Annotated in this window: 11 protein-coding genes; 8 read left to right on the plus strand and 3 right to left on the minus strand. The window is 70.7% G+C overall.

What is annotated here, in order from left to right; all coding sequences use genetic code 11:
- From FB390_RS15720 to FB390_RS15745, 6 genes are all read left to right on the plus strand, one after another.
- Positions 1–2,790, plus strand: coding sequence for a SaeA-related protein (locus FB390_RS15720; protein ID WP_141809617.1), 2,790 nt, complete (start codon positions 1–3; stop codon positions 2,788–2,790).
- Between the two features lie 610 nt (positions 2,791–3,400).
- Entirely contained in the window at positions 3,401–4,357 is a 957-nt protein-coding gene (locus FB390_RS15725) for a metallophosphoesterase family protein (protein WP_141809618.1), read from the plus strand.
- A 48-nt stretch (positions 4,358–4,405) separates the two neighbouring features.
- The gene (gene npt, locus FB390_RS15730) at positions 4,406–5,074 is read left to right on the plus strand and encodes a 4'-phosphopantetheinyl transferase Npt (RefSeq protein ID WP_141809619.1); all 669 of its coding nucleotides are present in this window, start codon (positions 4,406–4,408) and stop codon (positions 5,072–5,074) included.
- Complete coding sequence (gene truB, locus FB390_RS15735; protein ID WP_141809620.1) at positions 5,074–5,997, plus strand: tRNA pseudouridine(55) synthase TruB; 924 nt, start codon at positions 5,074–5,076, stop codon at positions 5,995–5,997. Before npt ends, truB begins: the two co-directional genes overlap by 1 nt.
- A 171-nt stretch (positions 5,998–6,168) precedes the next feature.
- Positions 6,169–6,573, plus strand: coding sequence for a DUF4345 domain-containing protein (locus FB390_RS15740; protein ID WP_141809621.1), 405 nt, complete (start codon positions 6,169–6,171; stop codon positions 6,571–6,573).
- A 102-nt stretch (positions 6,574–6,675) separates the two neighbouring features.
- Positions 6,676–7,098, plus strand: coding sequence for an EF-hand domain-containing protein (locus FB390_RS15745; protein ID WP_141809622.1), 423 nt, complete (start codon positions 6,676–6,678; stop codon positions 7,096–7,098).
- Positions 7,099–7,114: 16 nt separating this feature from the next.
- Here FB390_RS15745 and FB390_RS15750 read toward each other — a convergent pair whose 3' ends face one another.
- Positions 7,115–8,563 (minus strand): FAD/NAD(P)-binding protein, encoded by a 1,449-nt coding sequence (locus FB390_RS15750; RefSeq protein ID WP_141809623.1) that lies wholly within the window; start codon positions 8,561–8,563, stop codon positions 7,115–7,117.
- Between the two features lie 184 nt (positions 8,564–8,747).
- Between FB390_RS15750 and FB390_RS34625 the strand changes: the two genes are divergently transcribed.
- Together FB390_RS34625 and FB390_RS15760 are read left to right on the plus strand one after the other, a co-directional pair.
- Complete coding sequence (locus tag FB390_RS34625) at positions 8,748–9,854, plus strand: LuxR C-terminal-related transcriptional regulator (RefSeq protein WP_185757045.1); 1,107 nt, start codon at positions 8,748–8,750, stop codon at positions 9,852–9,854.
- A 140-nt stretch (positions 9,855–9,994) separates the two neighbouring features.
- Complete coding sequence (locus FB390_RS15760) at positions 9,995–10,798, plus strand: hypothetical protein (RefSeq protein ID WP_246124040.1); 804 nt, start codon at positions 9,995–9,997, stop codon at positions 10,796–10,798.
- A 22-nt stretch (positions 10,799–10,820) separates the two neighbouring features.
- On the opposite strand, the gene FB390_RS15765 is transcribed toward FB390_RS15760, so the two are convergent.
- Together FB390_RS15765 and FB390_RS15770 are read right to left on the minus strand one after the other, a co-directional pair.
- Positions 10,821–11,489, minus strand: coding sequence for a metal-dependent transcriptional regulator (locus FB390_RS15765; RefSeq protein ID WP_185757247.1), 669 nt, complete (start codon positions 11,487–11,489; stop codon positions 10,821–10,823).
- Positions 11,490–11,803: 314 nt separating this feature from the next.
- A complete protein-coding gene (locus FB390_RS15770; RefSeq protein WP_141809625.1) occupies positions 11,804–12,244 on the minus strand; it encodes a VOC family protein in 441 nt (146 codons plus the stop codon).
- Between the last annotated feature and the right edge of the window lie 182 nt (positions 12,245–12,426).

A 12,426-nucleotide genomic window follows, 5' to 3' on the forward strand; every position in this document is an offset into this window, starting at 1 on the left:
ATGCACGCTTTCGACCCCAACGATTACCGCAAGCGGGTGCTCGCCGCGGTCGAGCGCCGCGGCGGCATCGACCAGTCGGACCCGTTCGAGCTCTACGACATTCCGCTCGACGAGGCCGAGACGCTCAGCGACGCCGAGGTTTCCGCTCGGGTGAGCGAGGTGTGGGGCTTCTGGCAGCGCCAGCGTGATCATCCGAAGTACCGCGTGCTGGTCGGGTTGCTGGTGGAGAACCACGATCAACTGTCCTATCTGCTGCTCGACGCGTCAGCGCGGCGGGCCGAAGCGATCCGGATCCGGCACGAGCGCGAACAGCGCGACGCCGAACGCTACGAGATGCTGGACACCGCGATCTCCCGGCTGGTGCAGCGCCACGGCGGGGTGCCCGCCGCGAAAGTGCCCGGGCTGGAGGAGATCGGTGCGATGGGCGGGCTGTCCGCCACCGAGGTCGCCGCCCGTTTGCGCCGTCACCGCATCATCCAGGACGCGCCACAGTCCACCGCGCCCGCGGTCACCAGCACGCTCACCGACCAACGGCGCCAACAGATTCGCGGGCTGCTCGCCGAATGGGGGCGGCTGGTGGACGGTCCGCCCGCGCCGACGCTGCTCGGGCTGCTCGGGCTGGATCCCAGCCGCGCCACCCACACCGGCGAGATCCGGTTGCGCGCCGACGCGTTGCGCGCCCGGTCGCGCGAGCTGCCGCCGGGGCGGATGCGTGTCGTGCTCGACGAACTGCTCATCCACGTGCAGGACCTGTTGGAGCCCGGTGGGTCCGTGGTGGCCGAGTACGTCGCCTCGATCGTCGAGGACGTCACCGCGGAGCTGCGGCCCAAGGTGCGGGCCGCCGTGCTGGTCGAGGACGAGCTGGTGGGGGAGGACTACGAGTTCCTGCTCGACGAGGCGATCGCGCTCGGCATGGACCCGCACGCCGCGGGACGGCTGCTCGAAGATCTGGCCGTCGAATTGGGTTCGCGCGCTGTCGGATCCGCGCGGCCGACGCCCGCGCCTTTTCCTTCGAGCACGGGCCGGGCCGCGACACCCGCCGCACCCGCTCCGCCGCGGCGGCAGTGGGAGGAGCCGCTCAAGGCCGCGCGGGCGGCGCTGCGCGGCGGCCGCCCCCAGGAGGCCGCGCGCCACATCGCCGAGGCGAGGGGCCTCGATCCGCACAACGAGGGCACCACACCGATCCGCTCGGTGTCCGACGACGTGGAACGAGTGCTCGCCGACGCGGCCCGGCACTGGCGCGTCGCCCTCGCGGCCCGAGCGGCCGCACGTTACGTGGAGGCGCTCGAACACCTCCGCCAGCTGCGACGCGTCGCCGCCGACGTGCCGCCGCCCACCGGCTCCATCGCGGGCTTGGACGAACTGCTCGCCGAGGCGGAACGCGCCGTCGCCGAAGCCGACCGCTTGGTCGCCGCCGCGGCCGCGGGACCGTCCGCCGAACGCTCCCGCACACTGCGCGCCGCCCAAGCCGCCTGCGTCGACCACCCCGGCGCGAGCGAGGCGCTGGCCGCCACCCCCGTCCCCGCCCCCGGCCGCGTGACGGCCACCCGCATGGCGAACGGCTCCGTGCAGGTGGTCTGGTCGCCCGCCCCGGCCGACGATGTGGCCTACCGCGTCACCCGCCTCCAGCCGGACGGCTCCTGGCGCGTGGTCGGCCGCACCCGAGGCACCGAACTCGAAGACGGAGGCGCTCCGCCCGGCGAAGTGCCGGTGTACGCCGTCGCCGCCGCTACGTCGGGGAGTTACTCCGAAGCCATACGCTCGGACGCCGCACCCGAGCCGCGGCGATCGCCGACCGCCTCGATGGACTTGCCCGGCCGAGCCGCTCAACCGCTTCCGGCGGCTGAGCCCGCCTCGGCGGACCGTTCGGCCGGCTCAGCCGATTCCGCATCCGCCATGCCGCCGGGTCCGGTCGTCCAACCGGCCGCAGCCGGCCAGTCCGCGCCGGTGGACAGTCACGACGAGGCCACGGTTCCGGCGGCTCCTCCTGGGACGACGATGCCGCAGGGTTCGGTGGTTCGACCGGTATCGGCGAGCGGGCCTGCCCCAGCGGATGAGTCCGGCCAGGCCGCCCATGCGGTTCCGGCGGCTCGGTCCGGCTCTATCGATCGGCATGCGAGGAACGATTCCGGCCCGGAGGTGCTGCCCGATTCGTCAGGCCCGTCTCGACAGGCCGTGCCGCACGACGCGGTCGATCGGTCCGGCTCGGTGACAGAACAGGAAGCAGCGGTTCGGCAGGATGCGGACGGTCTACCCGGCTCGGTGGTCGAGCCGGGTGCGGTAGCCGACTCTGGCAGCGTTCCCCGGCCGGGTTCGACTGCCCAGCGGGAACCGTCGCCGGATTCCGCTGCGCCCAGTGGCGCCCAGTCGGGGAGCTTCGGCGGGGTACCCGGCGAGTCGGCCGGGTTCCGGGCGGGGGCTGCGACCGGTTCCGGTGTCGACCCCACCGCGGCTGTCGTGCCGGACGATCCGATGCCGAGCGGCATCCCGGTGGTCACGGATCTGGGGGAGCGGGCGGGTCTGTTGACCTTCATGTGGCCCACCGGAGTTACCGAAGTGATGGTGGTGGCGCGCCCCGACCGCGCTCCTGTCGCACCGGACGAGCCGGAAGCACGCGCATGGAAGGTCACCAACATGCGGTACGAGATCGACGGTGGCGTCCGGGTCCCGCCGGACCTCCCGCGCCCCTGCCACATCGCCGTGGCATCGTGCCGCCGCGAACCCAACGGCAAACTCACCGTGGCGGCGGGCTTCGCGCCGGGCGCGCGGATCCACTGGACGCACGCGTAGCCCATTCATCGGCCCGTCGCCGCGGCGATGTCGGCACCTGATGCTCTGATAGGACAGCGTCAGCACGAGGTCGGCAGGCCGCCGAGTGGTCCGGCGCTGCTGGCGGTGCGCGTGGCGGCCGGTTCGCGTTCGCCGGAGTGCCTTGTCACCCGGATCTATTGGACGCCCGCGTCGCGGTCTGTCGGCTCCTCGCCGGAGCGATGTCGGGTCGCCACGAATCGGCCGCTGATCGGCCTGGCTGTCGAGGGAGCCGTGAGCGCAGCGGCAGGTTCACCGTGGCGTCGTGCCGCCGTAAGCCCAGCGGCAAGCTCGCCGTGGTGGCGGGCTTCGCCGGGCGCTCGGATTCGTTGGACGCACGCGTAGGCCATTCGTCGCCGCCGCTCGATCGGCACCCCTGATGCTCTGCTTCGGACAGCGGTCGGCGGGTGACTGCCGCTCGGCGGGTACTCGCGCGTGGAAGCGCTCCGCGTACACACCGGAGACGTGCACGGCACGGCATCGCGGCCCCCGGCGGAATGCCGCTGGTGTCCGTCGCGTTCCGATCGGGGATGAATCGTGTTGGCGGAGGCGGGCGGCGGGTTGTTGCCTCGGATGTGACAAGGTGGGTGTGGTGATACCCAAGTTGATGGCGGTGAGCGACGTACACGTCGGGCATCAGGGGAATCGGCCGATCGTGGAGCAGATCCAGCCGGACTCGCCGGAGGACTGGCTGATCGTCGCCGGTGACGTGGGGGAGAAGACCGACGACATCCGGTGGGCGCTGGAACTGCTGCGCCAGCGGTTCGCCAAGGTGATCTGGGTGCCCGGCAACCACGAGCTGTGGACCACGGCGAAGGATCCCGTGCAGATGCACGGCGTCGCGCGCTACGAGTACCTGGTGTCGATCTGCCGCGACCTGGACGTCGTCACGCCCGAGGATCCGTTCCCGGTGTGGCGCGGCGCGGGCGCCGAGGCACACGGCGGCGCGGTGACGCTGGCCCCGATGTTCCTGCTCTACGACTACTCGTTCCTCCCCGAGGGCGCGACGACCAAGGCCGAGGGCCTGGCCATCGCCCGCGAGCGCAACGTGGTCGCCACCGACGAGTTCCTGCTGTCCTCGGAGCCTTATCTGACCAGGGACGCCTGGTGTCACGCCCGGGTGCAGGTCACCAAGCGCAAGCTGGACGCCCTCCCGCCGGAGACGCCGCTGGTGCTGATCAACCACTTCCCGCTGGTCCGCCAGCCCACCGACGTCCTGTTCTACCCGGAGTTCGCGCTGTGGTGCGGCACCGACCTGACCGCCGACTGGCACACCAGCTACAACGTGGTGTGCTCGGTGTACGGGCACCTGCACATTCCGCGCACCTCCTATTACGACGGCGTCCGCTTCGAAGAGGTCTCGCTCGGCTACCCGCGCGAATGGCAGCGCCGCGGCCTGCCCGACAAGCTGCTGCGCCAGATCCTGCCCGCACCGGAGTATCCGCCGGGCACGCTGAACAAGTGGGGCGGGCACTTCAAGGTCACCCCCGAGATGGAGGCGGCCGCCGCCGAGATGCGCAGCCGCGCCCAGCGCAGGCGCGGCGTCTGATCCGGCCGCGGCGGTCGCGGAGGTCCGACTCGACTAGGCTCGGAGCCGATGATCGAGAACATTCTGCCCAATGGCGTCGCCTCGGCCGAGCTGTTGGCGTACCCGGAGGATCTGAAGCCGCATCCGGCCGAGGAGCATCTCATCGCGCAGTCGGTGGAGAAGCGGCGTCGCGATTTCATCGGCGCCCGCCACTGCGCGCGGCTGTGCTTGGAGGAGCTCGGTGAGCCGCCGGTCGCCATCGGCAAGGGCGAGCGCGGTATGCCGGTGTTCCCGCGCGGCATCACGGGCAGCCTCACACACTGCGACGGCTATCGCGCCGCGGCGCTGGCGCACAAGATGCGCTTCCGCTCGATCGGCATCGACGCCGAGCCGCACGGCGCGCTGCCGGACGGCGTGCTCGAGTCGGTGAGCCTGCCCGCCGAGCGAGACTGGTTGCGCGACACCGGTTCTCGTCTGCACCTGGATCGGCTGCTGTTCTGCGCCAAGGAGGCCACCTACAAGGCGTGGTTCCCGCTGACCACCCGCTGGCTCGGCTTCGAGGAGGCGCACATCACCTTCACCGTCGAGGAGAACGCCGACGGCACCGGTTCGGGCACCTTCCACAGCCGGCTGCTGGTGCCGGGCCAGACCAACGACGGCGGGCTGCCGCTCACCTCGTTCGACGGACGCTGGCTGATCGCCGACGGGCTGATCCTGACCGCGATCGCGCACGGCTGATGACCGAACCGACCACCCACGCGCAGCGCCCCGACGTGCTCGGCGGCCTGCTGATCGTCGACAAGGACGGCGGCTGGACCAGTCACGACGTGGTGGCCAAGTGCCGGAAGCTGTTGCGCACCAAGAAGGTCGGGCACGCGGGCACGCTCGACCCGATGGCGACCGGCGTGCTGGTGCTCGGCGTCGAACGGGCCACCAAGCTGCTCGGCCTGCTGACGCTCACCACGAAGGCCTACACCGCCACCATCCGGCTCGGCCAGTCCACCACCACCGACGACGCCGAGGGCGAGACCCTGGCGACCGTCCCCGCGCTACACCTCACCGACGCCGACATCGCCGCCCGAATCGCGGAACTGACCGGTGACATCGAACAGGTGCCCGCCACCGTGAGCGCCATCAAGGTGAACGGCGAACGCGCCTACGCCCGCCACCGCGCGGGCGAGGAAGTGCGCCTCACCGCCCGCCCGGTGACCGTGTCGCGCTTCGATGTGCTCGCCCGGCACGATGTTTCGGACGGCTTCGTCGATCTCGACGTCGTGGTGGAGTGTTCCTCCGGCACCTACGTACGGGCGCTGGCCCGCGATCTCGGGGCGGCGCTGGGCGTCGGCGGTCACCTGACCGCGTTGCGCCGCACCAGGGTCGGCCCCTTCACGCTGGAACACGCGAGAACGCTGGATCAGCTCGCCGAGGACTCCACGCTGAATCTCGGTATCGATGAGGCGGTCCGAATCGCTTTCCCGCACCGGACGATCGACGACCGCGAAGCCGAATCCCTGCGCGACGGACGGTGGTTGGATCCGATCGGTATCGCGGGCGTGCACGCCGCGCTGACCGCCGACGGCACCGCCATCGCGCTGCTCGAGGAGAAGGGCAAGCGCTCCTCTCCGGTCTTCGTCATCCGCCCGCGCGGACTCGTGGACTGACGCTCCGACCGTCGACGCTCGACGGGCGGGCCATGCAGCTCGCCCGGTTTCCGGTCGTTGACGCAAGACCGCCCTGGCTCTACTATCGCTTGTAGTAGATGTGCGCAAGCGGGTTCCCTCGGGTGAAGGCCCTTGTGCGGCAAGAGGTTATGTCCTGTCGAGGGGGAAGCCATGGCGAAACTGCTGAGGATTCTGGCGATGACGATGGGCGTCGCGTGCGTCGCGATCGGCTTCCTGCATATGGCGCTCGGCATCGACTCGGTGCCCGACATGGGCTCCTCCGGCGTCACCGCCGACAGCCAGAGCCGCTTCTTCGGCGCCATCTTCGTCGGGTACGGCGTGGCGTGGATCTGGGCCGCGCGCCGCACGCCGATTCCGGCGCCTGCGGTGCGCTGGCTGGCGGGCATCTTCCTGCTCGGCGCGGTCGGGCGGGTGTTGTCTGTCGCCGTGTACGGGTGGCCGCACTGGTTCCAGATCGTGCTCACCGTCATCGAATTCGTCCTCCCGCCGGTGTATTTCTGGCTGGCCGATGCCGACGAGAAGCGGGTCGCGGGCGAGCGGATCGCCGTGCCCTAGCGGCGAGAGCGGATGCGGACGTACGCCCACGCCCACAACGGAACCGTACAGTGGTCGTGGGTTCGCCGTCCGAAATCGCAGGCGGCTCTGGGAGGCACTGGCATGAGTGAACAATCGGTCGACACGTTCGAGCTGTGGGACCGCGACGGTGACGGACTCGTCTCCGTCCAGGATATCGCCGACGGAATCCACGCGCTCGGGCTGGAAGTCGACACCGACGCGATCGAGCGCCTCGTCGCCGCGGCGGACACCAACGGCGACTTCCTCGTCTCCAAGGCCGAATTCGACGCGGCACTGGTGACCGGACGCCTCGAGGTGACCGACGCCGAAGCCGCATTCCGCGTCTTCGACACCAACGGCGACGGGCGGATCTCGGTCGAGGAAATCGAATCCCTCATCCGCCACGTCGGCACCGGGCTCATCGACGTCTCCGCGGCCGACCTGCTCGCCGCCGCCGACCGAGACGCGGACGGCTATCTCTCTCCGGCCGAATTCCGGGCTCTGCTGGACGAGCTCGCGCGCTGAGCCCGGCGCGGATCGATCAACCGCCGAGCAGTGCCCGGGCCAGTCCCGCCGCCTCGGCCGCCAGCCCCGGTGGATTCGTGGCGATGAACATCGAGTCGGCCGCGAGATTGCCGAGTACGTGCCAGCTCGGATCCGGTGTGCCGCCGACCATCAGGCGACGGGAACCGGGTTCGGCGCGCAGACCGCCCGCCGGATGCGTTTCGGCCGCGCCCGTCGCGAGCAACGCGCTGATCAGCGATTGGGTTTCCCTAGGTGTCGTGTAGGCGGGCGGGTTGACCGCGTTGAACACGGTGTCCGCAGTCCAGCTTCGCCCGTCGCGCACGGTGAAACCGCCGCCGGAGTTCGCCTCGATCTTGGTGACGCCCGCGCACAACCGCAGTTGACCGGAATCCAGCAGGCGCAGCACGATACGGGCGTTGTGCGGGACCATCGGCGAGCTCAGGCTGTTGATCGTGCGGAAATGGCTGGCGCGCAGCATCTCTCGATCACGCTCCGCCAGCAGCGGCCAGGCGGTCGGTCCCACGGTGCGGATGACCATGGCCAGTAGACGTCGCCCGAGGTGCGGTGCGTCGACGGCGTCCAGTTGGCGGCGCAGCCCTACGATCGGATCCTCGTCGCCGGTGATCTCGGCGGCCAGGGTGTCGAAATCCTGTCCCAGCGAGCGAAGTTCGTCCCGCATGAGCGAAACCAGCTGGGCGAAGCGGAGTTCGCCGTGTCTCGCCTGCTCGCGCACCGCCGCGGGTGTCAGGTGCACCGGGTCCAGCCGGACCGGGCGCTGTTGAACGAACGGGAGACGACCGCTGCGCGAAAGCAGACTGATCGGTCCGGTATGCCCGTTGGCGGCCAGGGCGACGGCGATGTCCACGGCGGTCAGTCCGCTACCGATCACGGCGACGTGCCGGTCTGCGGGAAGTTCGGCCAATGTGCTGGCGAGCGGGTAGGGCTCGTTCACGTAACCGGGCGCGCCGGTGAGCCCGTAGTGGTCACGCGGACCTCCGCCGCCGACCGCCAGGACAGCACGGTCCACCGGGACGCGGTCGCCGCCCGCGGTGTGCAGCACGGCGCGTTCGGCACGGGAGAATCCGGTGACGGCCGATCGCACGACACGAACCGGGCAGCCCGCCCGGCCGAGGAGTTCGATTGCCTCGCGAGCGGTGTCTTCGAGGTACTCGCCGTAGACCGCGCGGGGGACGAGCGGCTGACCCAGCCCTTCGTCGAGGTAGCCCGCCACATCGCGCCCCGCCAGCCAGCGCTGGTAGTGCCCAGGATCGCCCGCCCGCGCCGACATGATCGGCGGCGGCGCGTTCACGCGAACCGCGTCGAGATCCGGCTGGTACGGCCGACCCCGCCACGGCGCGGGCGCGCTGTCGAACACGGTGATACCACTGGGTTTGTCGTCGGCGGCGGCGAGCGCGTCGAGCAGCGCGACGGCGGCCGCGCCCGCTCCGATGATTCCGATGTGCATGGGGCTCCTTCGGTTTCGTGATCCGGGAACCCAGCGTCGCGGTGTTCGGCGGTGCGAACCATCCCGCGATCGAGGGGTTCGGGGACCGCTTCGTTCGGCGACCCGGAATTTCACGGACCGACTGGACGCTCACCCCTCATATGCGGGATAGCGGACGAGCCACGGACAGCGGACGATGACACCCATGACCGGTACGCCCGCCCTCGACGCGCTGCTCGCGAGCATCGCCGCCGCGCCCGACGCGCACGCGCTGTTCGCCGACACGTCGGCTCGCCTGCGGCGGATCACGCCGTTCGACGCCACCGTGTGGGTGGCGACCGATCCGGTCAACGGCCTCACCACCGCACCCGTCCGGGTGGAGAACCTGCACGAGGGCGGCTGCGGAACTTATTGGGAATCGGAGCTTTTCGCCGAACACGTGAATCTGTTCCGGGATCTGGCGGTGGCGAAGGTCCCGGTCGCCGGGCTGCGGGAGGTGACGGGCGACAAGCCGGCACTGAGCCCGCTGTACCGCGGTTTCATGCGCCCGCGCGGGTTCGACGACGAACTGCGTGCGGTATTCCGGGTGGACGGGCAGCCGTGGGGACAGCTGAGTCTGTTCCGTGAGCGCGGACGGCCGCCGTTCCGCGCCGCGGACATCGCGCTGGTCCAGGTGCTCTGCACACCGATGGCGCAGCGGCTGCGTGCCTTCGCGCTTCCGGCCGTGCCGCCACAGTCCGCAACTACCGCCCCCGGCCTGCTGCTGTTCGGCGCGGGCGGTGAACTGCTGTCGCTCAACGACGAGGCCCGCGACCTGCTCGCCGAGATGCCGCCCGGTCCCGCCGCGCCGACGCCGCTGGGCATCGATCTGCCGCTGCCCATCTGGATCCTGAACACGGCGGGCCGCGCCAGGCTGACCGGCGCGGCGTCACGGATCCGGGTCCGCACGACCGCCGGGCGCTGGCTGGTGTGCCACGCGAGCTGCCTGCGCGACGCCGAAGGTCGCGCCAGCACAACGGCTCTCGTGATCGAACCCGCGAAGCCCGCCGAAGTGGCCGAACTGATCGTCGCGGCCTACGAGCTCACGCCGAGGGAACTCGAAGTGACCGAACTCGTCGCTCGCGGTCTCGCGACCGCCGACATCGCCGCCCGCCTCTTCCTCTCCCCGCACACCGTGCGCGACCACCTCAAGTCGATCTTCGACAAGGTCGGCGTCACCAGCCGCGGCGAACTGGTCGCCAAACTCTTCACCGAACACCGCGAACCCCTCGCCGCCCCCGCCACCGTGCGCGCCCTCGACGCGGCGAGCTAGGTCGATGGCGCCTCGGCACGGTCCGGTCACGGCTGCGACACGTAGGCGCAACACCCCCGTACAGCCCCGTTGACCTGCGTTAACGAGCTTTCCCGAAGGTCGATACTGGGGTAACAGTGGCTCGATCCGGAGGCTTGGCGATGCGTGCGGTGGGAATCGTCGGGGTGGTGTGCGCGGTGTTCGCGCTCGTGGCGGGGTGCGGTGGGGAGGCCGACGAAGCGGAGCGGCCGCGGACGAGCGCCACCATTGGCGCGGCCACCGTCGACCGCACACCCGAGATCGCCGAGGCGCCCGCCGCCACCAACGCTCCTCAGCCGCGACCCGCGCCGCCGGCGCTCGCTCCCACACCGCAACCGCCGACCTCACCGGTGCTCGGCACCGCGATCATCGAGACGGTAACCCTGGGCGGCAACGCGGTGCCCGACGTCCCGGTCAGCGTCCGTCAGATGCGGCCGTGCGATATGGCCCAGCTCGATATTCCGTTGGGCGCCACCGAGATCGCGCACTGGGACGCGGTCACCGGTGCCGACGGGCGCGCGGTGTTCGTGGTTCCGGTCGGCTGCTTCCGGTTCCGGATGGACCCGCCGCCCGGCACCGATCCGGTGCCCGAGGGCATGCACACGCTGTTCGTCACGGCGGCCGGTCAGGTCGTGACCGGTCAGCTGCGCTTCAACGATCCGGCCCCCGCGGCGTGCGCCGCCGAGACCATCGTCGCCGAGCTGGACGACGCGGGCGACCTGACCGCCGACGGGGCGACGGTCAGCGAATGCGACGGCTCCTGGGCGGTGATCGTCTGGGACGTCCCGGGCGACAGTCAGCGCATCGTTCACCGCACGGCCGACGGCTGGCGCACCTACGTCGCGTTCCCGCACAACGTGTGCTGGTCCACGGCCGCCGCCGATGGCGTCCCCGCCCGGCTCGAGTCCTACTTCCAGCCCTGCTGATCCTTCGTGGAACCGGTACGCCTCAGGTAGTGAGCCAGATGGCTTCCGCCGCGGGGCGGCCGAGGTCGGTGGTGGCGTCGCCGTCGCCGATGCGGATGGCGATGGTGCCCGCGAAATCGCGGCGTTCCACGACGGCGATGGCGGTGTCCAGCGCGATGCCGACGGAGTCGAAGTAGCGCAGCATGTCCGGGTCGGAATCGGAGATGCGGGCGACGCGCCCGGCCTGGCCCGCCTCGAAATCGCTGAGCTGGCGCGCGGGCGGCGTCGGCACCGCGCCGTCCACCGACGGGATGGGGTCGCCGTGCGGGTCGCGGTCCGGATAGCCGAGCTTGGCGTCGATGCGTGCCATGAGCAGCTCGGAGACCGCGTGCTCGAGCACCTCGGCCTCGTCGTGCACCTCGTCCCAGCCGTAGCCGAGCTCGTTGACCAGGAACGTCTCGATCAGCCGGTGCCTGCGCACCATGGCGACCGCGGCGCGGCGACCGTGCTCGGTGAGGGTGATCGATCCGTAGCGGGCGTGCTCGACCAGGCCTTGGTCGGCGAGTTTGCGCACGGCTTCGGAGACGGTGGAGGCCGAGACGCCGATGCGCTCGGCGAGCAACTTCGTCGAGACCTTCTCCTGCGACCATTCCTGTGCGGTCCAGATGACCTTCAGGTAGTCCTGGGCGACCGAGGTCAGCTCCGGCGCCAGGGTGGCGGTGCTGCCGTGCGGCTCGCCCGGCGCGGAGCTGTCGGCCAGCTCGCGGCGGGTGGCGATGTCTCGTTTACCGGGCACATACCCGAGCTTATGCACATCCGTCGCGATTCACACAGTCGGACACCGGGATGCGGCGAACTCGTTCGCCACTCGTGTTCCGCCGGTCGCGGACCGGTCATCCCGCTGCCACTTCGAGCGGGGAACCGCAGGTCGCGGGCGCGGCCGACGGCGCGGTTCGACGGCGGGCCGCGCGGCAGAATTCAGTACGGCCGCAGGCGTTCCGACCGGCGCGCTGCCCGTCCACCTGTTCAGACGGGCCGGTTGCCGTCCAGGAAGTAGACGACCTCCCACAGGTGCCCGTCGGGATCCGCGAAGTATCCGGCGTAGATGCCCCACGGGCGTTCGAGCGGCTCCCGGACGACGCTGCCGCCCGCCTCGCGCGCACGTTCGAGAACCCGCTCCACCTCATCCCTGCTGTCGACGAAATACCCGAGGCTCACGGCCGACCCGCCGACGCGCTCGGGTGCGACGCCCGCGTCCTTGGCCAGATCCTCGCGCGCGTAGACCGAGAGGATGAGGCCGTTGCCGAGGGAGAACATGACCACCCGCCCGCCGGGGGTGTTCTCGTCGCCGACGTATTCGGTGCCGATGACCCCGGGCGAGGAGAGTCCGAGACCTTCGCGGTAGAAGCGCAGCGAGCGGTCGAGGTCGTCGACACCGAGCGTGATGGCGTGGACGGTGGTTTTCATCGAAAACTCCTGTCGGTCGTGGTGATTGGGCGCGGCGGAGATGCGCCAGGAACCATTCGATCGCAGGCCGCGCGCGAAAGTCTTGAAGGAATCGGACATGCGTCCGGTGGACGGCGGGCAAGCGTTCTGTGACATCTCGTACGCCCGAATACTGTTCGGACCTCGACTTGCGTAGGCTGCGA

This window comes from Nocardia bhagyanarayanae (assembly GCF_006716565.1).
Classification (GTDB): Bacteria; Actinomycetota; Actinomycetes; order Mycobacteriales; family Mycobacteriaceae; genus Nocardia; species Nocardia bhagyanarayanae.

Bases quoted from the DNA above. Each gene is read 5' to 3' on its own strand.
- FB390_RS15770 (WP_141809625.1), bottom strand. From the start codon at position 12,244: ATGAAAACCACCGTCCACGCCATCACGCTCGGTGTCGACGACCTCGAC.
- truB (WP_141809620.1), top strand. From the start codon at position 5,074: ATGACCGAACCGACCACCCACGCGCAGCGCCCCGACGTGCTCGGCGGC.
- FB390_RS15745 (WP_141809622.1), top strand. From the start codon at position 6,676: ATGAGTGAACAATCGGTCGACACGTTCGAGCTGTGGGACCGCGACGGT.
- FB390_RS15760 (WP_246124040.1), top strand. From the start codon at position 9,995: ATGCGTGCGGTGGGAATCGTCGGGGTGGTGTGCGCGGTGTTCGCGCTC.
- FB390_RS15750 (WP_141809623.1), bottom strand. From the start codon at position 8,563: ATGCACATCGGAATCATCGGAGCGGGCGCGGCCGCCGTCGCGCTGCTC.
- FB390_RS15720 (WP_141809617.1), top strand. From the start codon at position 1: ATGCACGCTTTCGACCCCAACGATTACCGCAAGCGGGTGCTCGCCGCG.
- npt (WP_141809619.1), top strand. From the start codon at position 4,406: ATGATCGAGAACATTCTGCCCAATGGCGTCGCCTCGGCCGAGCTGTTG.
- FB390_RS34625 (WP_185757045.1), top strand. From the start codon at position 8,748: ATGACCGGTACGCCCGCCCTCGACGCGCTGCTCGCGAGCATCGCCGCC.
- FB390_RS15740 (WP_141809621.1), top strand. From the start codon at position 6,169: ATGGCGAAACTGCTGAGGATTCTGGCGATGACGATGGGCGTCGCGTGC.